This window comes from Streptomyces sp. NPDC017056 (assembly GCF_044332485.1).
Classification (GTDB): domain Bacteria; phylum Actinomycetota; class Actinomycetes; order Streptomycetales; family Streptomycetaceae; genus Streptomyces.
The window spans coordinates 76539-97297 of record NZ_JBIRPD010000029.1 but is presented as its reverse complement, the minus strand read 5'-3'; the positions used below and the strand labels follow the sequence as shown (position 1 = coordinate 97297).

Here is a 20759-nt window from a genome sequence, read left to right as displayed (position 1 = left end):
ACCGAGGTCCGACACGGTGAGGGTGCGGGTGAGGAATTCGATGGCGTGGCCGTCCGGGTCGCTGACGTAGACCCCGCGGCCGCCCGCGCGGTGGTTGATCTGCTGCGGCTGCTGACGCTGCGGGTCGGCCCAGTAGGACAGTCCCCGCTCCCGGACGCGGCCGAAGATCTCGTCGAACTCGTCCTCCGTGACCAGGAACGCGAGGTGCTGCGGCACGATCGCGTCGGGTTTCACGATCGTGTCGGCGTAGTCGATGGTCAGGCCGTTCGCGACCGAGACGGCGGCGAAGGGCCCGAAGGCCGCCGGTTCGCCGACGCCGGCCAGCTCCGAGAGGAAGCATGCGGACGCGAACTTGTCGGTGGCGTGGACGACCGTGTGGTCGAGCTGTACGGGCACGGTGAACCTCCTGCAAAGGCCGGTGCTTTCAGGGCCGTTGGTACGTTCACTGCTGACCGTACGGCGGCCTGCCCGGCCGGGGTATCGGCATTCGGTCCTACGCCGCACGCCCCGTCCGCGCGCCCTAGGCCGCAGGACCCCGTCCGCAAGGTCCGGCCACATGGCCCGGCCGTGCCCGTGGCGGGCCCTCAGCCCCGGTACGTCTCCAGCAGCCGCAGCCACACCTCGCTGATCGTCGGGTAGGCGGGCACCGCGTGCCACAGCCGGTTCAGGGGGACCTCGCCGGCCACCGCGACCGTTGCCGAGTGGAGGAGTTCGCCCACCGCGGGGCCGACGAAGGTGACGCCGAGGAGGACCTCGCGGTCCAGGTCGACGACCATGCGGGCGCGGCCGCGGTAGCCGTCGGCGTACAGGCCGGCGCCCGCGACGTTGCCGAGGTCGTAGTCGACGACGCGGGTGCGGTAGCCGGCGCGTTCCGCCTCGGCGGCGGTCGGGCCGACCGAGGCCACCTCGGGGTCGGTGAAGACGACCTGCGGTACGGCGGCGGTGTCGGCGGTCGCGGCGTGCGCGCCCCAGCGGCCGGTGTCGAGGGACGCCTCGCCCTTGGCGCGGGCGGCGATGGCGGCGCCCGCGACCCTGGCCTGGTACTTGCCCTGGTGGGTCAGCAGCGCGCGGTGGTTGACGTCGCCAGCCGCGTACAGCCAGCCGTCCGCCACGTCCCGTACCCGGCAGGTGTCGTCCACCTCCAGCCACGAGCCGGGCTCCAGGCCCACCGTCTCCAGGCCGAGGTCGTCGGTGCGGGGCGCGCGGCCGGTGGCGAACAGGACCTCGTCGGCGACGATCTCCTCGCCGTCGTCGAGGACGACGGTGGCCGGCCCGTTGGGCATCTCGCGGCGCACCGCGCTCACCGAGACGCCGGTACGTACGACGGCGCCCGCCTCGGTCAGGGCCTCGGCGACCAGTTCGCCCGCGAAGGGCTCCATCTTGGGCAGCAGCCCGCCGCCGCGCACCAGGACGGTCACCGCCGAGCCCAGGGCCCGCCACGCGGTGGCCATTTCGACGCCGACGACACCGCCGCCGACCACGACCAGGCGCGGCGGCACGGACTGCGCGCTGGTCGCCTCGCGGCTGGTCCAGGGGCGGGCGGCGGCGAGGCCCGGCAGGTCGGGCAGTACGGCGCGGCTGCCGGTGCAGACGGCGACGGCGTGCCGGGCGGTGAGGGCCCGCTCCCCGCCGCCGGTGGCGACCACCACGCGCCGGGGGCCGTCGAGGCGGGCCCGGCCGCGTACGAAGTCGATGCCGGCCGAGTCCAGCCACCGGACCTGGCCGTCGTCCTTCCAGTGGGACGCGAACGCGTCGCGGTGGGCGAGCACCGCCTTGGCGTCCAGGGGCGCGGCCGCCGCGTGGCGCAGGCCGGGGACGCGCTGCGCGTCGGCGCGGGCGGTGACCGGGCGCAGCAGCGCCTTGCTGGGCATGCAGGCCCAGTACGAGCACTCGCCGCCGACGAGTTCGCTCTCCACGATCACCACGCTCAGGCCGAGGGCGTGCGCCCGGTCGGCGACGTTCTCCCCGGTGGGTCCGGCACCCAGCACGATGACGTCGTAGGTGTCGTGGCCCGCGGCCGCTTCGGCCCCTGTGGTCGTCGGCATCGCTCATCGCTCCCTGCGTCGGCGTCGTGGCAATGGGTCCATCCTCGTCCCGGGGGCCCGGCCCGGCCACATGTATCGGGGCATTCGCCGGGCGGCGGGAACACCGGCGCTCAGCCTTGCCGGCGCTCCACGGCCTCCTTGGCCTCGACCAGGTCCGCGCCGGTCAGTTCGCGGTAGCGCTTGATCGCCTCGATCTTCTTGCCCTTGTGCAGCAGGGCGTCGATCTCGGCGATGCCCTCGGGGCCGGTCTCCTCGACGCCGAGGTGTTCCATGATCAGGTCCAGTTTGCGGTCCATGCGCCGGAGGCGGCGTTCGAGCGTCTTGTGGCGGGCGTCCATGGTGGAGGCGAGGACGACGATGACGACGGCCGCGGCGCCGATGATGGTCCAGAGGTCGGAGTTCATGGCCCTGACCTTAGAAGGTGCCGGTCAGAACAGCTTCCCCGGGTTGAGCAGGCCCAGCGGGTCGAAGACGGCCTTGATGCCGCGCTGGAGCTCCAGGCCCACCGGGCCCAGTTCGCGGGCCAGCCACTCCTTTTTCAGGACGCCGACCCCGTGTTCGCCGGTGATCGTGCCGCCCAGTTCCAGGCCGAGCGCCATGATCTCGTCGAAGGACTCGCGGGCGCGCCGGGACTCGTCGGGGTCGTGGGCGTCGAAACAGACGGTGGGGTGGGTGTTGCCGTCGCCCGCGTGCGCGCAGACGCCGATGACCAGGTCGTACTTCTCGGCGATGGCGGCGGTGCCGTCGAGCATCGCGGCGAGCTGCGAGCGCGGTACGCACACGTCGTCGATCATCGTGGCGGACTTGACGCCTTCCAGGGCGGTGAGGGTCAGCCGCCGCGCCTGGAGGAGCAGGTCGGACTCGGCCGGGGTGTCGGCCGGTACGACCTCGGTGGCGCCGGCGGCCTTGCACAGGTCGCCGACGGCGGCGAGGTCGGCGGCCGGTTCGGGGGTGTCGAAGGCGGCGAGGAGCAGCGCCTCGGTGCTGTCGGGCAGGCCCATGTGGGCCATCGCGTTGACGGCGCGGATGCTCGTACGGTCCATGAGTTCGAGCAGGGACGGCGCGTGGCCGCGCGCCATGATCTCGCAGACGGCCTCGCACGCGGCGGCGGTGGAGGGGAACTCGGCGGCGAGCGCGAGCTGCTGCGGCGGCTCGGGCTTGAGGGCGAGGACGGCGCGCACGACGATGCCGAGGCTGCCCTCGGAGCCGACGAAGAGGCGGGTGAGGTCGTAGCCCGCCACGCCTTTGGCGGTGCGCCGGCCGGTCTGGAGCAGCCGCCCGTCGGCGAGGACGACGTCCAGGCCGAGGACGTATTCGGCGGTGACGCCGTACTTGACGCAGCACAGGCCGCCGGAGGCGGTGCCGATGTTGCCGCCGATGGAGCATTCCTCCCAGCTGGAGGGGTCCGGCGGGTAGTAGAGGCCGTGTTCGTTGACCGCGCGGGAGAGGACCGCGTTGACGACGCCGGGCTCGACGACGGCGATCCGGTCGACGGGGTTGATCTCGATGATCCGGTCCATCTTGACCAGGGAGAGCACGATGCATCCGTCGGAGGCGTTGGCGGCGCCCGACAGGCCGGTGCGCGCGCCCTGGGGGACGACCGGGACGCGTAGTGCGGTGGCGGTGCGCATCACGTGCTGGACCTGCTCGACCGTGCGCGGCAGGACGACGACGGCGGGGGTGCCGGCCTCGCAGAAGCTCGCCATGTCGTGGGCGTAGGCGCCGGTGACGTCCGGGTCGGTGAGGATCGCTTCCCCGGGAAGGGCTTCGCGCAGGCGTGCGATGAGGTCCATGCCGCCAGCCTCCCATCCGTGGGCCGTACACGGAAGATCCCCTCCCGCACCCGGGTGGTGGTTCCCGGGTGCGGGAGCGCCGCTCCCCGCGGGAAGGGCCGCGGGGCCCCCCGGGGGGGGGGGGGGGGGGGGGGGGGGGGGGGGGGGGGGGGCGGGGGGGCGCGCCCCCCCCCCCGGGGGGGGGGGCGGCCCCCGGGGGGGGGGGGGGGGGGGGCCCCCCCGGGGTGGGGGGTGGCGTCCGGGGGGGGCGGTCAGAGGTTGCCGCGCCGCTCCTGCTCGCGCTCGATCGCCTCGAAGAGGGCCTTGAAGTTGCCCTTGCCGAAGCCCAGGGAACCGTGCCGCTCGATCAGTTCGAAGAACACGGTCGGGCGGTCCTGGACCGGCTTGGTGAAGATCTGCAGCAGGTAGCCGTCCTCGTCGCGGTCGACGAGGATCTTCAGCTCGCGCAGCGTCTCGACCGGGACGCGGGTCTCGCCCGCCCACTCGCCGAGGGTGTCGTAGTACGAGTCGGGGGTGTCCAGGAAGTCGACGCCTGCCTCGCGCATGGCCCGTACGCTCGCGACGATGTCGTTGGTGGCGAGCGCGATGTGCTGGCAGCCGGGCCCGCCGTAGAACTCCAGGTACTCGTCGATCTGCGACTTCTTCTTCGCGATGGCCGGCTCGTTGAGCGGGAACTTCACCTTGCGGGTGCCGTCCGCGACCACCTTCGACATCAGCGCGCTGTATTCGGTGGCGATGTCGGAGCCGACGAACTCCTTCATGTTCGTGAAGCCCATGACGTTGTTGTAGAACGCCACCCACTCGTCCATCTTGCCGAGTTCGACGTTGCCGACGCAGTGGTCGATGGCCTGGAAGCGGCGCGGGCCCGGCGCGACGATCGGGTCGGCGGCGACGTAGCCGGGCAGGTAAGGACCTTCGTAACGGGAGCGCTCGACCAGGGTGTGCCGGGTCTTGCCGTACGTGGCGATGGAGGCGCGCACGACGATGCCGTGCTCGTCCTTGGTCTCGTACGGCTCCTCTATGCCGGTGGCGCCGTGCTCCAGGGCGTAGGCATAGGCGGCGCGCGCGTCCGGCACCTCTATCGCGAGGTCGACGACGCCGTCGCCGTGTGCGGCGACGTGGTCGGCGAGGAAGCGGCCCCAGTCCGTCGAGGGCTTGATGACGGAGGTGAACACGAAGCGGGCGCCGCCGGATTCGAGCACGTAACTGGCGGTCTCGCGGCTGCCGTTCTCCGGTCCGGAGTAGGCGACGCGCTTCATGCCGAAGGCGGTGGCGTAGTAGTGCGCTGCCTGCTTGGCGTTGCCGACGGCGAAGACGACCGCGTCCATCCCCTTGACCGGGAAGGGATCGGCCTGCCGCGCAGTGGTGGGGGTGGTGGGGTCCGTGGTCTGAGTCATGCCCGCAGACTCTCCCTGGGCCACAAGATGCGCAATAGTTTGCGCATTCACTGGGCAGTCTGCCTAGCGAACCGGTCAGTTCACCGGACGTTTCGTACATGATGACCATTGATTTCGGAGGCAACGACCGTGGCGATCGATCATTTGGACGGCCGGCTGCTGGAGCTGCTCGCCGAGGAACCGCGCATCGGCGTACTGGAGGCGTCGCGCCGGCTCGGGGTGGCGCGCGGCACGGCGCAGGCGCGCCTGGACCGGCTTCAGTCGAACGGAGTGATCCGGGGGTTCGGCCCCGACGTGGACCCGGCGGCGCTGGGCTACCCCGTCACCGCCTTCGCGACCCTGGAGATCAAACAGGGCCAAGGGGCGGACGTACGGGCGCACTTGGCGTCCGTACCGGAAGTGCTGGAACTGCATACAACGACGGGACATGGGGACATGCTGTGCAGACTCGTTGCCCGTTCCAACGCCGATCTGCAACGGGTGATCGACCGCGTGGTGGGCTTTGATGGCATCATGCGGGCTTCCACCGCGATCGTCATGGAAAACCCGGTTCCGTTGCGCATCATCCCCCTGGTCAAACAGGCATCGGGGGACTGACCGAGGAGAGCGCGTGTGAGCTTCTGGGAGTACGTCGGCAACCGGCACGCCCAGCTGCTGACGGATACGTTTCAGCACGCCAGCGCCGTCTTCCAGTGCATGGTGGCCGCCACCGTGCTCGGAGTGCTGCTGGGCGTCGCCACCTACCGCAGTGAATGGGCCGGGAACCTGGCCACCGCCACGACCGCGACGATCCTGACGGTGCCCTCGCTGGCCCTGATCGGCCTGCTGGTGCCCATCGTCGGGCTCGGCGTGGCACCCACCGTCATCGCCCTGACGCTGTACGGGCTGCTGCCGGTGGTACGTAACGCCGTCGTCGGGCTGCGCGGCGTCGACCCCGCCCTGATCGACGCCGCCAAGGGCATAGGGATGTCCCGCTCGGCCCGGCTGCTGCGGGTCGAGCTGCCGCTGGCCTGGCCGCCGATCCTGACCGGCATCCGGGTCTCCACCCAGATGCTGATGGGCATCGCGGCCATCGCCGCCTACGCGTCAGGCCCCGGCCTGGGAAACGAGATCTTCCGCGGCATCTCCTCCCTGGGCAGCGCCAACGCGCTGAACCAGGTGCTGTCCGGGACGCTCGGGATCGTCGTCCTGGCCCTGCTCTTCGACGCCGCGTACGTCGTCCTCGGACGCCTGACCATCTCCAGGGGGATCCGTGCCTGACACCACCGCCTCCGGCGCCGGCATCGCGCTGGAGAACCTGAGCAAGCTCTACCCGGGCAGCCCCGCGCCCGCGGTCGACAACGTGAACATGGACATCAAGCCGGGCGAGACGGTGATCCTCGTGGGCCCCTCGGGCTGCGGCAAGTCCACCACGCTGAAAATGATCAACCGGCTGATCGAGCCCACCTCCGGGCGGATCAGGATCGGCGACGAGGACGTGACCGGCATCGACCCGGTCGGGCTGCGCCGCAAGGTCGGGTACGCCATCCAGTCCTCCGGGCTCTTCCCGCACATGACCGTCGCCCAGAACATCGCGCTCGTACCGAAGATGGCCGGCTGGAAGAAGGCGAAGGTGGACGGCCGCGTCGAGGAGATGCTCGACCTGGTGGGCCTGGACCCGCGCGAGTTCCACGGCCGCTACCCGCGTCAGCTGTCCGGCGGGCAGCAGCAGCGCGTCGGCGTGGCGCGGGCGCTCGCCGCCGACCCGCCCGTCCTGCTCATGGACGAGCCGTTCGGCGCCGTGGACCCGATCACCCGCGACCACCTCCAGGACGAGCTGATCCGGCTCCAGCACGAGCTGCGCAAGACGATCGTCTTCGTCACCCACGACTTCGACGAGGCGATCAAGCTCGGCGACCGCATCGCGGTGCTGCGCGAGAGATCGCACATCGCCCAGTTCGACACCCCCGAGGCGATCCTCACCAACCCCGCAGACGACTTCGTCTCCGGCTTCGTCGGCGCCGGCGCGGCCCTCAAACGACTCAACCTCACCCGCGTACGGGACGTCGGCGTCGTCGACTTCCCCACCGCGTCCGTGGAGGACCCGCTCCAGTCCATCTTCGACCTGCTGCGCTCCGGCACCACCAACGAGATCCTGCTGCTGGACCGGCACCGGCGCCCGTACAAATGGCTGCGCCGCGGCGACCTGATGCGCGCCAAGGGCTCACTGGCCCGCGCCGGCACGCTGGTGCACGACACGGTCACCCGCGACGCGACGCTGCGCGACGCGCTGGAGGCGGTGCTCACCGACAACGCGGGCCGGGTCGCGGTCACCGGGCGGCGCGGCGCGTACATCGGCGTGGTCGACATGGAGACGCTGATGAACAACGTCCACGAACTGCTGGAGGCGGACCGGCTGGACGCCCTCGAACACCGGCACGAGCTGGAAGATCAGCGCGCGCGGCAGACCAGGCTGGCCCAGGAGGGCGTCGATCCGGCGGGCGGCGCGCACGGAGTCAAGGCGTGAGCCCCCGGGACGAGAGCCGGCCGCCGAAGGACGAACGGCCGCCGGGCGAGCACGAGGTGCGCGGGCTGGCCTTCCGCGACGAGGTGCCGGACGGCGAGCAGGGGCCGCTCCCCGTGGCGGAGCCCGGCCCCGAAGCGTGGGGCGGGCGGCCGCCGCGCCGCATCACCTGGAAGAAGGCGGTCACGCTGCCCGCCGTGCTGGCGGCGGTGCTGCTCGCCACCTGGCTGTGGTTCCGCGGCGCGCGGCTGGACTCGATCGCGCACCAGGCGGTGGACGGCGGCAAGGTGTGGCTGGCGCTGCGCCAGCACATCCAGCTGACCGCGGTCTCCACCTTCTTCGTCCTGGTCATCGCCATTCCGCTGGGCATCGCGTTGACCCGGGCCAGGCTGCGGCGGGCCTCGCCGGTCGCCGTGGCGGCGGCCAACCTCGGGCAGGCGGTGCCGGCGCTGGGCCTGCTGGTGCTGCTGGTCATCTGGCTCGGCATCGGGCCCGAGGCCGCCGTCATCGGCATGGTGAGCTACGCCGTACTGCCGGTACTGGCCAACACCATCGCGGGCCTGAAAGCCATCGACCCGACGCTGACCGAGGCCGCCCGCGGCATCGGCATGTCGGCGGCCGGCGTCCTGGCGAAGGTCGAACTGCCGCTGGCCGTACCGCTGATCCTGGCGGGCGTGCGCACCGCGCTGGTCCTCAACGTCGGCACCGCGACCCTGGCCACGTTCGGCGGGGGCGGCGGGCTCGGCGACCTGATCTCGGCGGGCATCATCACCCAGCGCATGCCGGTGCTGGTGCTCGGTTCCGTCCTGACGGTGGTGCTGGCGCTGCTGGTCGACTGGCTGGCATCCCTCGTCGAACTGCTGCTGCGCCCGCGCGGTCTGGAGGTGGGGGAATGAAGACAGCCGTACGGCGGCGGGCCCGCGGGTCCGCCGCGGGCACCGCGGTGGCCGGCCTGCTGCTGTCCACGGCCGGGCTGAGCGGCTGCGGCCTGGTCAGCGGCAGCCCGATGAGCGACGACGTCAAGCCCGGCACGCTCGGCGGCGGGCTGCCCTTGAAGGGTGCCGAACTGACCGTCACGTCCAAGGAGTTCACCGAAAACATCATCCTCGGCCAGCTCATGGGGCTGGTCTTCAAGGCGGCCGGCGCCACGGTCGTCGACAAGACCAACATCCAGGGCTCGATCGGCGCCCGCGAGGCGGTGAAGTCCGGTACGGCGGACGGGATGTACGAGTACACCGGCACCGGCTGGATCACCTACCTCGGCCACGAGCGGCCCATCACCGACCCGCAGAAGCAGTGGGAGGCGGTGCGCGACGGCGACCGGGCCAACGGCCTGGAGTGGCTGCCGCAGTCGAAGCTGAACAACACCTACGCGCTGGCGCTGAACGACGCCCACTACAAGCGGCTGGGCGTCAAGACGCTCTCGGACGTCGCCGAGCTGTCCCGGAAGGACCCGGGCGCGGTCACCCTGTGTGCGGAGGCCGAGTTCTCCGCGCGCAACGACGGCCTGCCGGGCATGGCCAAGGCGTACGGCATGAACATCCCGGCCGGCAACGTCAAGAAGATGACCAGCGGCGTCGTCTACACGCAGGCGGCGCAGGGCACGTCCTGCACGTTCGGCGAGGTCTACACGACGGACGGCCGGATCAAGGCGATGGGCCTGCACGTCCTCCAGGACGACAAGCACTTCTTCCCCAACTACAACGCGGCGCCCGAGATGAACGCGGCGACGATGAAGAAGTACCCGCAGATCGCCGGCCTCCTCGCGCCCGTCACCAAGGCGCTGGACAACACCGTCGCCCAGCGCCTGAACGCGAAGGTGGACGTGGAGGGCCAGGACCCGCACGAGGTCGCCAAGGACTGGCTGGTCGAGAAGGGGTTCGTCAAGGACGGGGGCTGAGGGCGCCGCGCGGGCCGCGCGAGGGGCGCGTCAGCAGCTGGGCACCGTGCCGCCGGACTTCAACGCCTTGAGCGCGTCCACCGTGCCGGCGAGCGTGGTGACGGGGACCAGCCGCAGGCCCTCCGGCAGCTCGGCCTGCGCGTCCTTGCACTCCGACTTGGGGACCAGGAAGACCGTGGCGCCGTCGCGGCCCGCTGCCTGCGTCTTGAGGGCCACCCCGCCGACGGCGCCGACCTCGCCGTCCGCGCCGATCGTGCCGGTGCCGGCGATCTTCTGCCCGCCGGTCAGGTCGCCGCCCTTGCCGTCGCCGGCCAGCTTGTCGATGATGCCCAGCGAGAACAGCAGGCCGGCGCTGGGCCCGCCGATGGTGCCCAGGTCCAGCTTGACCCGGACGTCCTTGTCGCTCTTGTGCAGGTAGTTCAGGGCCGCCTTGGTGGCGACGTCCTGGGAGGACCGCATGTCCTTGAGGTTGTGCTCCACGGCCTTCTCGGCGGTGTCGCCGACCGGGTAGACCGACTCGACCGGCATCACGGCCTGGTCCGTGCGGAACCAGCCCTTGACGATGTCCGGCAGCCGGACGGTGGCGTCGGGGCCGGTCGCCACGATGGCCGCCATCCGCAGCTGCCCGCTGGTCTCGCGGGTCGGCGCGCCGGTGATGGTGATCACCTGCTTGCCCTTGTGCTTGCCGAGCACGTCCGCCGTGTCGCCGGGGAAGGCGACCGAGAACGGCAGCGGCGCGAGGGCCACGGTGGCGAGGAGCGCGATGACCAGGGCCGTGCAGATCCCCAGGGCGCGGGTGCGAGAAGACACCCCGCCACCCTAGATGACCTCGGGCCCTGGCAGCTCACCACGGGCACCGTCTCAGCGCAGCGCCTCGGACACCTCGCGGGCCGCCTCGACGACGCGCGGCCCGACCCGGTCGGGCACCGTGTCGGCGAGCATCACCACGCCGACGCTGCCCTCGATGCCGCTCACGCCGAGCAGCGGTGCCGCGGCCCCACTCGCGCCGGCCTCCAACTCGCCGTGGGTCAGGGCCAGCCCGGCGTCCTCGATGCGACCCTGGCGGGCCTGGAGTATCGCCCGCCCGGCCGCGCCCCGGTCCAGCGGATGCCGGAAGCCCGCGCGGTAGGCGACGTGGTAGTCGGTCCAGGACGGCTCGACGACGGCCACGGCGAGCGCCTCGGTGCCGTCCACCAGTGTCAGGTGGGCGGTGGCCCCGATGTCCTCGGCCAGCGACCGCAGCGCGGGCAGCGCCGCTTCGCGCACCAGCGGGTGCACCTGGCGGCCCAGCCGCAGCACGCCGAGGCCCACCCGGGCCCGGCCGCCGATGTCGCGGCGTACCAGGGCGTGCTGCTCCAGCGTGGCGAGCAGGCGGTAGACCACGGTCCGGTTGACCCCCAGCTTGGTGGACAGCTCGGTGACGGTCAGGCCGTGGTCGGTGTCGGCGAGCAGTTTGAGGACGCGCAGTCCCCGGTCGAGCGTCTGGGAGGTCTCCGCGGTCACGACGCCCCCTCCTCGGGTGAGTGGCGGCTCGTCGGCGCGGTCAGCGCTGCCGGTCCCGGGGCAGCGCGCGCAAAAGAGGCCGCCGGCCGCTTGGCACCGGCTGCGCTCCGCGGCGGCGCTGCCACGGGGCGTGTGCGTGACCGGGACAGTAGCGAGCTGGTCCGGTGAGCGGAAGAGTCCGTCCAGAATCCGGTCTTCCGTGACCGCTTTGTCCCCGAAGATCCGTGGGACCGGCGGGCCCGGCGCCGCTGCCGGGCCTTTCGGGCTGGAGCAAACACGGGCGCGATACGGACGCAGTACGGACTCGCTACGGACTCGGCACCGGCACGAGGGGCCTGGGTACGACAGCGGGGCAGCGCACGGCGACCGTGCACTGCCCCGCTGTCGTACGCGGGCCCGGCTCACTTCATGCGCGTGGCCCACTCCCGTACCTTCTTGATCCGCTCGTGCAGCTGCCCGGCGGTGGCCTCCGCGCTCGGCGGGCCGCCGCACACCCGGCGCAGCTCGGTGTGGATCACGCCGTGCGGCTTGCCGCTCTGGTGCACGTACGCGCCGACCAGCGTGTTCAGCTGCTTGCGCAGCTCCAGCAGCTCCTTGTGCGTGACCACCGGACGCCGCTCGGCCGGCAGTTCCAGCAGGTCGGCCTCGGAGTCCGGCTTCTTCTTGCTGTGCGCTATCTGCCGGGCCTGCCGCTTCTGGAGCAGCATCTGCACCTGGTCGGGCTCCAGCAGTCCGGGGATACCGAGGTAGTCCTGCTCCTCCTCGCTGCCCGAGTGCGCCTGCATGCCGAACTCGGCACCGTCGTAGAGCACCCGGTCGAAGACCGCCTCGGACTCCAGCGCCTCGAAGGAGAACTGCTCCTGCTCGCCGGTGTCCTCGTCCTGCTCCTTGTTGGCCTCGTCCATCTCCTTCTCGGACTCGGCGTACGGGTCCTCCTCTCCGTCCTTCTTCGGCTTGTCCAGGACGTGGTCGCGCTCGACCTCCATCTCGTTGGCGAAGCCGAGGAGCGAGGGCACGGTGGGCAGGAAGACGGACGCGGTCTCGCCACGCTTGCGGGACCGCACGAAGCGGCCGACCGCCTGGGCGAAGAACAGCGGGGTGGAGATCGTCGTCGCGTACACGCCGACCGCCAGGCGCGGCACGTCGACGCCCTCGGACACCATGCGGACCGCGACCATCCACCGGTCGTCGGAGTGCGAGAAGTCGTCGATGCGCTGCGAGGCGCCGCTGTCGTCGGACAGCACCAGGGTGGCGCCCTGCCCCGTTATCTCGCGGATCAGCTTGGCGTACGCGCGGGCCTGCTCCTGGTCGGAGGCGATCACCAGCGCGCCGGCGTCCGGTATGGCCTTGCGGACCTCGGTCAGCCGCTGGTCGGCGGCCTTGAGGACCTTCGGCATCCAGTCGCCGCGCGGGTCGAGCGCGGTGCGCCACGCCTGGGACACCGCGTCCTTGGTCATCGGCTCGCCGAGCCGCGCCGCGATCTCGTCGCCGGCCTTGGTGCGCCAGCGCATGTTGCCGCTGTAGGAGAGGAAGATGACGGGGCGGACGACGCCGTCGCCCAGCGCGTTGCCGTAGCCGTACGTGTAGTCGGCGGAGCTGCGCCGGATGCCGTCGTTGCCCTCCTCGTACGTCACGAAGGGGATCGGGTTGGTGTCGGAGCGGAACGGCGTACCGGTCAGCGCGAGCCGCCGGGTCGCCGGCTCGAACGCCTCCAGGCACGCCTCGCCCCAGGACTTGGAGTCGCCGGCGTGGTGGATCTCGTCGAGGATGACCAGCGTCTTGCGCTGCTCGATGCGGTTGCGGTGCAGCATCGGACGTACGCCGACACCCGCGTACGTGATCGCGATGCCGTGGTACTCCTTGCCGAGCGGACCCGCGCTGTACTCCGGGTCCAGCTTGATGCCTATCCGGGCGGCGGCCTCCGCCCACTGCTTCTTCAGGTGCTCGGTGGGGGCGACCACGGTCACCTGCTGCACGACGTGGTGGTGCAGCAGCCACGAGGCGAGGGTGAGCGCGAAGGTGGTCTTGCCCGCGCCGGGGGTCGCGACCGCGAGGAAGTCGCGCGGCTGCGTCTGGATGTACCGGTCCATCGCGGACTGCTGCCAGGCGCGCAGCTTGTTCGCGGTACCCCAGGGGGCCCGTCCGGGGAAGGCCGGGGACAGGTGGTGGTTGTTGGTGGCGCTGGTGGTGGTAGTCACGGTCTCCGTCGGGCTGGCTCGGCGATCGGCAACCGCGTCAGCCTAACGCTCTCCGGGAGCGGACGGCGTTCGCGGGTGAACCGCCGGAGCCGTCTTCGCGCCGGCGGCCGGGGCCGCCGCGAGGCCGCCGCCGGCCGGTTTCAGGCGCGTGGCCACCCACGATCCGGCGACGGCCACCGCCGCCATGGTGACGAACACCGCCGCGAACGCCGCCGGCCGCCCGGATGCGGCGTTGGTCACGTCCGGGGCGGCGTGCCCGGCGACCGCGGCGCCGCCGAAGGCGCCGAACAGCAGGCCGCCGAGGCCGACGAAGACGATGTTGCCGAGGGCGTCGGAGACCTGGAGGGACGCCGCGTTGCTGCCCGCGTCCTCGGGCCGGGACAGCTTGAGGAGCAGCACGCTGCCGCTGGAGACGTTCAGGCCGATGCCGTACCCGGCCACGAGCCACGCGGCCGCGACGGTCCAGACGGGCACGCCCCCGACGAGCACCAGCGGCACCGCCGCGATCGCCGCCGCCATCATCAGCAGACCGGCGCACATGATCCGCTCACGGTACGGCTCCAGGCGCGGCCGGCTCTGGGTGTACGAGCCCAGCGCCCAGGTGAGGCCGCCGCCGGTGAGCGAGAGCCCGGCCATGGTGGTGGACAGGCCGCGCTCGGTGACGAGCATCAGCGGGATGAAACTCTCGGCGGCCACCAGCGAACCGGCGGCCACGCCGCGGATGAGGACGACGGACGGCAGGCCGCGCGCGGCCCGGAAGGTGCCCTCGGGCAGCAGCCGGACGACGGCGGGCACCAGCAGGGCCAGCCCGGCGGCGGCCGGCAGGAGGGCGGGCCAGCCGCGTTCCTGGGCCGCGTACTGGAGCAGCCCGGCACCGGCGGCCACCGCCAGGGCGAGCAGGATGCGGCGCCGGTCCACGGGCTCGTCCGCCGGGCGGGGCGGCAGCTTGCGCAGGGCGGGCAGCATGACCGTCAGCGGGAGCAGGACGAGTACGGGGATGGACAGGAAGACCCAGCGCCAGCCCAGGTGTTCGGTGACCGTCCCGGCGACGAGCGGCCCGGCGATCACCGGCAGCACCCAGGCCGCCGAGAAGGCCGCCAGGACGGCGGGCCGCAGCGTCTCCGGGTAGGCCCGGCCGACCACCACGTACAGGGCGACGATGACCAGGCCGCCGCCGAGGCCCTGCACGCCGCGCCCCGCCACGAACGTCCACATCTGCTGCGCCGAGCCCGCGACGACCAGGCCGGCGCCGAACGTGGCGATCCCGGTGAACAGCGGGGCGAGCGGACCGCCGCGGTCGCACCACTCGCCGGACAGCGCCATCGCGAACAGGCTCGCCGTGAAGTACGCGGAGAACGCGAACGCGTACAGCTCGATGCCGTCCAGGGCCTGGCCGACGGCGGGCATGGCGGTGTTCACGGCGCTCGCCTCGAAGGCGATGAGCGAGACGACGGAGATGATGCCGAGGGTGAGCGCGCGGTAGGACCGGCCGAGGACGCCCCCGGCGGCCGGGACGGGCGCGGGGCTCATGAGGGGGCGGGCTTCGGGGGCTTCACGCGGGTCCACGGCAGTCATGCGGTCAGCGTAAGAGGCGCCGACGCGGTGCACCCCTGTCTCGGGACGGGGATTCCGTCGGTCGGTGGGCCTAGGACAACCGCAGGAACCGTGAACGCCGCGTTGCAGCCTCGTGGCGGTCCCGGCGGAACCCTTGCCCCTCCCCCGGGCCCCCGGCCTAGTCTCGGTGCGTCACCTCGGCACGGCCGTGTGCCCGAGTGGTTGAGGGGCCGGACTGCAAATCCGGTTACGTCGGTTCGATTCCGATCACGGCCTCGGTTACGCGCGAAGGCGGCCCCGTACGGATACGGGGCCGCCTTCCTGCACGTAAGGCCGCTACTGCTGGGCCACCGCCGCCTGCGGGCGGATCGGCAGGCGCCCTATCGGGCGGCCGGTGGCGGCGCGTACGGCGGAGGCGACGGCGGCCGGGGACGTGACGACCGGGACCGCGCTGGCGGGCTTGGCGCCGAAGGGGGCGACCACGTCGCGTTCCTCGACCAGTTTGACGATGCGGATGTCCGGCACGTCCAGCGCCGTCGGCAGCACATAGCCGGTGAGGTCGGGGTGGCGTACCTGGCCGCGGGTGGTGCGCAGGTTCTCCATCAGGGCCGCGCCGAGGCCCTGGGTGACGCCCGCCTCGATACGGGCCCGCAGCTGGCGCGGGTTCAGGACACGGCCGACGTCCTGGGCGACGGACATCTCCACGACGCGGACGGTGCCCAGCTCGATGTCCACGTCCGCCACGCAGCGGATCGCGCAGAAGGCGAGGCCGACGAACGCGTCGCCCTGGCCGCTCTCGTCCAGCGGCTCGGTCGGGTGCGGGCGGCACTGCGCGGTGGCCCACAGCTCCTTGCCGTCCAGGGCCTCCGCGACGGTGGTGCTGAGCACGCCGTCGTACGACGTGATCTTGCCGTCCTCGATCTGGAGCAGCTCGGTGGACATGCCGAACTTGTGGGCCAGCGGCTGGAGGAGCTGGGTGCGCACCATCCTGGCGGCGCGTTCGACCGCGCCGCCGGAGACCCAGGTGTGGCGGCCGTGGCAGGCGCGCCCGGCCGGCGGCTGGTCGGTGTCGACGCCCGCCACGTGCACCTCGTCGATGCCCAGCGTCTCCTGGACGATCTGCCGGGCCAGGGTGGAGAACCCGGAGCCGGTCTCCACGGCGGCGCACAGCACGGTGGCGACCGAGCCGCTGACCTTGACCGTGGCGGTGGACACCTCGTCGGCGCCCTCCGCGCCGAGCATGTGGACCATGCCGAGCGCGTAGCCGACGCCACGGCGCACCGCGGACGGCTCGCCCGCGCCCTCCAGACCGCCGGGCAGCAGCCAGTCCTCCTCGGGGGTGTCCTTGGGGAGTTCGGGCAGCGGCTCGTCCTTGACGGCGCGCAGCAGTTCGGCGACCGGCGCGGGGCAGGTGACGGTCTGGCCGGTGGGCAGCAGGTCGCCGGTGGCCATGACGTTGCGCAGCCGCAGCTCGGCCGGGTCCATGCCCAGCTTGGCGGCCAGCTTGTCCATCTGGCCCTCGTACGCGGCGCAGACCTGCATCGCGCCCTCGCCGCGCAGGTGCCCGGACGGCGGGTTGTTCGTGCGCACCGCCCAGCCCTCCACGAAGGCGTGCGGGACGACGTACGGGCCGCAGGCGAACGAGACGGCGGCGGCCAGCGCCTCGGCGGAGGTGTCCGCGTACGCGCCCGCGTCCATCAGGATCTGCGCCTCGACCTTGACCAGCTTGCCCTCGGCGTCCGCGTGGTGGCGGTAGCGCAGCAGGGTGGGGTGGCGGTGGGCGTGGCCGAGGAAGGACTCCTCGCGGGTGGCGGCCAGCTTGACCGGGCAGCCGGTGCGCAGCGCCAGCAGCCCGAGGGAGAGCTGCATGCCCGGGTCCTCGCGGTCCGCGGTGGCGCCGGGCACGCCGGTGACGACGACGCGGACCCGCTCCGGCTCCAGCCCGAAGCAGGCGGCGGCCAGGTCGCGGTCGGTGTGCGGGTCGGTGGAGGCGGTGTAGATCTCCACGCCGCCGTCCGGGCGCGGCACCGCGAGCCCGGCCTCGGCGCCGATCGGCGCCGGGTCCTGGCGGCCGATGCGGTACAGGCCCTCGACGATGGTCTCGCCGACCACCTCGGGGTTGCCGAAGTGCAGCGGGATGTGGCGGATCAGGTTGCCGTCCGGGTGCAGCGGCTCGGCCTCGAAGGCCAGTTGCGGGTCGGTGACCGGCTCCAGCACCTCGTACTCGACGGCGATGGCGGCCGCCGCCAGCCGGGCCGTGTCGGGGTGGTCGGCGGCGACGGCGGCGATCGGCTCGCCGTGGTAGCGGACCGTGTCGTGGGCGAAGACCGGGCGGTCGGGCGTGCCGCGGCCGTGCCCGGCGTCGCCCGGCACGTCCGCGTGCGTGACGACGGCCCGTACGCCCGGCATCTCCACGGCCTGCTTGGTGTCGACGGACAGGATGCGGGCGCTGGGGTACGGGGAGCGCAGGATCGCCGCCCACAGCAGGCCCTCGGCCCACAGGTCGGAGGCGTACGGGAAGACGCCCTCCGTCTTGGCGGCCGCGTCCGCCGACGGGAGGGAGACGCCGAGGCCGTGCGGCGGCGGTTCGGCGGGGAGGGGGACGCCCGCGGCGGGGGTCGCGGTGACGGCGCCGGCGCCCTCGGGTGTGCCGGTCATGCGGAGCCTCCGGACTGCGGGTCGGCGGGGCCCGCCTGGTGGGGGATGCGGGGGGTGCCGGGCTGGTCGGGGGCCGCGGCGGCGGCCTCTTCGGCGGCCGCCGCGGCCTCGGCCCGGCTGCGGACGACCTCGTTGACCGCGTCGAGCACGCCGCGGTAGCCCGAGCAGCGGCACAGGTTGCCGCACAGCGCCTGGCGGGTCTCCAGCTCGGTGGGGGCGTGGTTGCCCTCCAGCAGGTCGTGGACGGTCATCGCCATGCCGGGGATGCAGAAGCCACACTGCACGGCGCCCGATTCGGCGAGGGCGCACTGCACGTCGGAGGGCGCGCCGTGCTGCGCCAGTCCCTCGACCGTACGGACCTCGCTGCCCGCCGTGGTCGCCGCGGGCACCAGGCAGGACGCCACGAGCCGCCCGTCGACCTGTACGGAGCAGGCCCCGCACTCGCCTTGCGAGCAGCCGTCCTTGGCCCCGGCGAGGCCGAGGCGCTCGCGCAGCACGTACAGGAGCGACTCGCCGATCCAGGCGTCGGTGACGGGGCGGTCGGTGCCGTTGACGGTCAGCACGTAGGAGGTGTGCGGGTGTTCGTCGTACGGCTCGGCCGGGAACCGGTCGGTGTCCGTCGTGTCCGCTGCGTCCGGCGCCGGCGTCGCGAGCACGGCGTCCGTTGCGTCCGGTACATCCGCTGTGTCGGCCGGTTCGGCGGCGGGGGCCTCGGCGGACGCGGCGGGGGGTTCCGGTGCCGCTGCCGCTGCCACCGGCTCGGGCTCCGGCGCCGGTTCGGGCTCAGGCTCCGGCGCCGGTGCCGCGGGGGGCTCTTCGGCTGCGGCGGGGGCGTCCGCGGCGGCGGGCTCTTCGCGCACGGGCTCGGGCTCGGCCGGTGCGGTCGCGTCGGCGGGCCCGGCCTGGATGCCGTCCTCGACCGGGGGCGGGTCCGTGGTGCCGCCGGTGTCCGCTTCCGGAGCACCGGTCGCCACGGCCGCGTCCGTACGCGCCTCGTCCGGCGCCTCCGCGGGTACGCCGGCAGCGCCCGGCTCGGGCTCGTGGGCGGGCTCGTGGGCGGGCTCGTGAAGGGCGGGCTCGTGCGCGGGCTCGTCACGGACAGGCTCGTCGGAGGCGGGCTCGTCGGCCACCGCCTCCGGGACCGGGGTCTCGGCCTGGGCGGCGTCCTCGCCCGCCGCCGGCTGCGGCGGTACGCCGGCGGGCGCCGGCGCCTCGTCGCGCGGCTCCGTGCGGGGCTCCTCGCGCGGCGGCCACTGGGCCAGCGCGTCGGCGGGCAGCGACCAGTTGCCGGCCCCGCCGCCCAACGTGCCGCCGAGGCCGGGGTCGTAGCCGGGCGTCACCTGGTCGGCGGGCCGCTGGTCCTGCGGCAGGTGGCCGGTTCCCGCGTGCTGGTCCACCGCGAAGTTCCAGTGGCCGGTCGCCGCCTGGTCGTGGCCGTAGCCCTGGCCGTGTTCGGCGTGCCCGTACCCGCCGCCGTACCCGGAGGCCGGGTTGCGGTCGTCGCCCAGGAGGTATTCGCCGGACTCCTCCAACACCTCGTCCGGCGCGGTGGGGATCGCCCACTGCCCGGTGGTGCCGCTGCTGCCGTCGGTGCCCGCGTCCGGCCAGACCGCGTGCGGCGCGCCGTCCTGGCCGCCGTCCGCGTAGTGGCCGCCCGGCACGCCGTTGGCCGGCAGGTCCACGGCCGGGGGAGCGTCCGTGAACGGCATCGTCCACTGCCCGGTGGCCGCCGGGTCGGTCGTCGCCGACGGGGTCGGCGGCGCGAAGGAGGACGGCGGGGTGTAGCCGTGGCCGGGCGCGGCGAGCGGGTCGGCGCCGTACCCGCCGAAGCCGCCGTGGCCGGGTGCGCCGCCGTGGCCGTCGGGCACGCCGGAGCCGCCCTGGTGGGCGTCCGGGTAGCCGGAGTAGCCGTAACCGCCAGGGTAGGGGCCGCTGGTGAAGCCCTCCGGGAGCTGGACGAAGGCGGTGGCCTCCGACTCGTACTCGTTGCCCTGGGGCAGCGGCTCCCAGCGCTGGCGGTCCTGCGGCCGCACCACCCGCAGAGGCTGGGTGTCCTCGGGGCCGTTGCGCCTGTTGGGCAGGTCGGGGCTGTCGGGGCGGTCGGCGTCGCTCACGAGAGCGCCCTCCCAAGTGCTCGGCGGGCCAGGGCCGCCACCGTACGGCGCAGGTGCAGCGCGGCGGGCGGCAGGGTCTGCGGTTGCGTGCCGTCCAGCGGCGGGGGCGGGTCCGGGATGCAGGCGGCGGCCACGTAGTCGCCGAAGGCGGCCAGCGCCTCGGGTACCAGGGTCCGTTCGCCGTCCCAGTCGATGATCGAGGCCACCCACTGCTCGGCCTCCAGGGGCCGCAGCGGCATGGCGGCCACCGCGCCGACCGCGCAGCGCACGCCGCGCCGCGCCGGGTCGAGCACCAGGGCCACCGAGGCGGTCGCGCGCCCGGGGCCGGTGCGGCCGGTGGCTTTCAGGAAGGTCTGCGGGGCGTGCAGCAGCGGCACCCGTACGTAGCCGACGAGTTCGCCGGGGCGCAGCATCTCGCGTCCGGCCAGCAGGTGGCTGACGGGGACCTCGCGGCGGGCGCCGCCGGGTCCGGCGACGACCAGGTTGGCTTCGAGCGCCGCGAGCACCGGCAGGGTGTCGCCGGTGGGCGCCGAGGTGACGATGTTGCCGCCGAGGGTGCCCGCGTTGCGGATCTGCGGGGGGCCGGCCGCGCGGGCGGCGGCGGCGAGGCCCGGGATGAGCGCGGCGAAGTCGGGGCGGCCCATGCGGGCGAGGGTCAGGCCCGCGCCGAGCAGTGCGTGGCCGTCCTGGTACTGCCAGCCGCGGATCTCGCTGATCCGGCCGAGGCCCACCAGCCCCGCGGGCCGCAGCAGCCCGGAGTTGACGGCGGCCATCAGGTCCGTACCGCCCGCGACGGGCACGGCGGCGGGCATGGCGGCGAGCGCCGCCACTGCCTCGTCGAGCGAGGCCGGCAACGTCACCGATTGCGAAGCCTGCGGTGCGTGCGTGGTCAACCCAGCTGCCCCTTCCCCGGTGTCCCGGCTGTTCCGCTCCGCCGTACGGTACGTGCTCACGGTCCGGACGTGGCAACTCTGGCACATCTTTGCAGGCCCGCGGCGCTAGGGCCCGGCTTCGGGACGCGCCCGCGCAGCAGGGGGCGCGCCACGGACGGGACATGTCCGGTGTTCGGGGCGTTCGGGACGGCGCCCCGGCCC

17 protein-coding genes and 1 tRNA gene are annotated in these 20759 nt (G+C 73.3%); 6 read left to right on the top strand and 12 right to left on the bottom strand.

The genetic code is table 11. From position 1 onward, the window contains the following. The 5 genes from ACH4OW_RS36235 to hppD all read right to left on the bottom strand — a co-directional run. The coding region (locus ACH4OW_RS36235) for a VOC family protein (protein WP_398032621.1) at positions 1-396 on the bottom strand (396 nt) is incomplete at its 3' end. Between the two features lie 188 nt (positions 397-584). Then, the gene (locus tag ACH4OW_RS36230; RefSeq protein ID WP_398032619.1) at positions 585-2045 is read right to left on the bottom strand and encodes a dihydrolipoyl dehydrogenase family protein; all 1461 of its coding nucleotides are present in this window, start codon (positions 2043-2045) and stop codon (positions 585-587) included. A gap of 110 nt (positions 2046-2155) precedes the next feature. After that, entirely contained in the window at positions 2156-2449 is a 294-nt protein-coding gene (locus tag ACH4OW_RS36225; protein ID WP_360136215.1) for a hypothetical protein, read from the bottom strand. Between the two features lie 24 nt (positions 2450-2473). Further along, positions 2474-3838, bottom strand: a complete 1365-nt coding sequence (locus ACH4OW_RS36220; RefSeq protein WP_398032616.1) for an FAD-binding oxidoreductase — start codon at positions 3836-3838, stop codon at positions 2474-2476. A gap of 251 nt (positions 3839-4089) precedes the next feature. Then, positions 4090-5235 carry a 4-hydroxyphenylpyruvate dioxygenase gene (gene hppD / locus ACH4OW_RS36215; protein ID WP_360136219.1) on the bottom strand — a complete coding sequence of 382 codons (1146 nt, stop codon included), beginning with the start codon at positions 5233-5235 and terminating at the stop codon, positions 4090-4092. 129 nt (positions 5236-5364) lie between these two features. Here hppD and ACH4OW_RS36210 point away from each other — a divergent pair, with 129 nt between their 5' ends. Genes ACH4OW_RS36210 through ACH4OW_RS36190 form a run of 5 tightly spaced genes read left to right on the top strand, consistent with a single transcriptional unit; the run spans position 5365 to position 9638 of the window. Next, complete coding sequence (locus tag ACH4OW_RS36210; RefSeq protein ID WP_073761201.1) at positions 5365-5832, top strand: Lrp/AsnC family transcriptional regulator; 468 nt, start codon at positions 5365-5367, stop codon at positions 5830-5832. Positions 5833-5847: 15 nt separating this feature from the next. Next, positions 5848-6495 carry an ABC transporter permease gene (locus tag ACH4OW_RS36205; protein WP_360136222.1) on the top strand — a complete coding sequence of 216 codons (648 nt, stop codon included), beginning with the start codon at positions 5848-5850 and terminating at the stop codon, positions 6493-6495. Then, positions 6488-7741 (top strand): betaine/proline/choline family ABC transporter ATP-binding protein, encoded by a 1254-nt coding sequence (locus tag ACH4OW_RS36200; protein WP_398032611.1) that lies wholly within the window; start codon positions 6488-6490, stop codon positions 7739-7741. Before ACH4OW_RS36205 ends, ACH4OW_RS36200 begins: the two co-directional genes overlap by 8 nt. Then, positions 7738-8634 carry an ABC transporter permease gene (locus tag ACH4OW_RS36195; protein WP_398032609.1) on the top strand — a complete coding sequence of 299 codons (897 nt, stop codon included), beginning with the start codon at positions 7738-7740 and terminating at the stop codon, positions 8632-8634. The genes ACH4OW_RS36200 and ACH4OW_RS36195 overlap by 4 nt, the downstream gene beginning before the upstream one ends. After that, the gene (locus ACH4OW_RS36190) at positions 8631-9638 is read left to right on the top strand and encodes a glycine betaine ABC transporter substrate-binding protein (RefSeq protein WP_398032606.1); all 1008 of its coding nucleotides are present in this window, start codon (positions 8631-8633) and stop codon (positions 9636-9638) included. Before ACH4OW_RS36195 ends, ACH4OW_RS36190 begins: the two co-directional genes overlap by 4 nt. A gap of 30 nt (positions 9639-9668) precedes the next feature. Here the strand turns inward: ACH4OW_RS36190 and ACH4OW_RS36185 are convergent, their stop codons facing one another. The 4 genes from ACH4OW_RS36185 to ACH4OW_RS36170 all read right to left on the bottom strand — a co-directional run bounded on the left by ACH4OW_RS36185 (position 9669) and on the right by ACH4OW_RS36170 (position 14914). Continuing rightward, a complete protein-coding gene (locus ACH4OW_RS36185) occupies positions 9669-10448 on the bottom strand; it encodes a S16 family serine protease (protein ID WP_360136230.1) in 780 nt (259 codons plus the stop codon). A gap of 51 nt (positions 10449-10499) precedes the next feature. Next, positions 10500-11141: an IclR family transcriptional regulator gene (locus tag ACH4OW_RS36180; RefSeq protein WP_398032602.1), complete on the bottom strand. Its 642-nt coding sequence runs from the start codon at positions 11139-11141 to the stop codon at positions 10500-10502. 401 nt (positions 11142-11542) lie between these two features. Next, positions 11543-13339: a DEAD/DEAH box helicase gene (locus tag ACH4OW_RS36175; RefSeq protein ID WP_360136234.1), complete on the bottom strand. Its 1797-nt coding sequence runs from the start codon at positions 13337-13339 to the stop codon at positions 11543-11545. Positions 13340-13381: 42 nt separating this feature from the next. Then, entirely contained in the window at positions 13382-14914 is a 1533-nt protein-coding gene (locus ACH4OW_RS36170) for an MFS transporter (RefSeq protein ID WP_398032598.1), read from the bottom strand. A 183-nt stretch (positions 14915-15097) separates the two neighbouring features. Between ACH4OW_RS36170 and ACH4OW_RS36165 the strand changes: the two genes are divergently transcribed. Continuing rightward, positions 15098-15169: transfer RNA gene (locus ACH4OW_RS36165), tRNA-Cys, on the top strand. Positions 15170-15229: 60 nt separating this feature from the next. On the opposite strand, the gene ACH4OW_RS36160 is transcribed toward ACH4OW_RS36165, so the two are convergent. From ACH4OW_RS36160 to ACH4OW_RS36150, 3 genes are read right to left on the bottom strand one after another with little or no spacing between them, the layout of a single operon-like run. Beyond that, positions 15230-17551 carry a xanthine dehydrogenase family protein molybdopterin-binding subunit gene (locus ACH4OW_RS36160; protein WP_398032595.1) on the bottom strand — a complete coding sequence of 774 codons (2322 nt, stop codon included), beginning with the start codon at positions 17549-17551 and terminating at the stop codon, positions 15230-15232. Beyond that, positions 17548-19665 carry a 2Fe-2S iron-sulfur cluster-binding protein gene (locus ACH4OW_RS36155; RefSeq protein WP_398032592.1) on the bottom strand — a complete coding sequence of 706 codons (2118 nt, stop codon included), beginning with the start codon at positions 19663-19665 and terminating at the stop codon, positions 17548-17550. The genes ACH4OW_RS36160 and ACH4OW_RS36155 overlap by 4 nt, the downstream gene beginning before the upstream one ends. After that, positions 19662-20558, bottom strand: coding sequence for an FAD binding domain-containing protein (locus tag ACH4OW_RS36150; protein WP_360136242.1), 897 nt, complete (start codon positions 20556-20558; stop codon positions 19662-19664). Before ACH4OW_RS36150 ends, ACH4OW_RS36155 begins: the two co-directional genes overlap by 4 nt. Positions 20559-20759 lie beyond the last annotated feature (201 nt).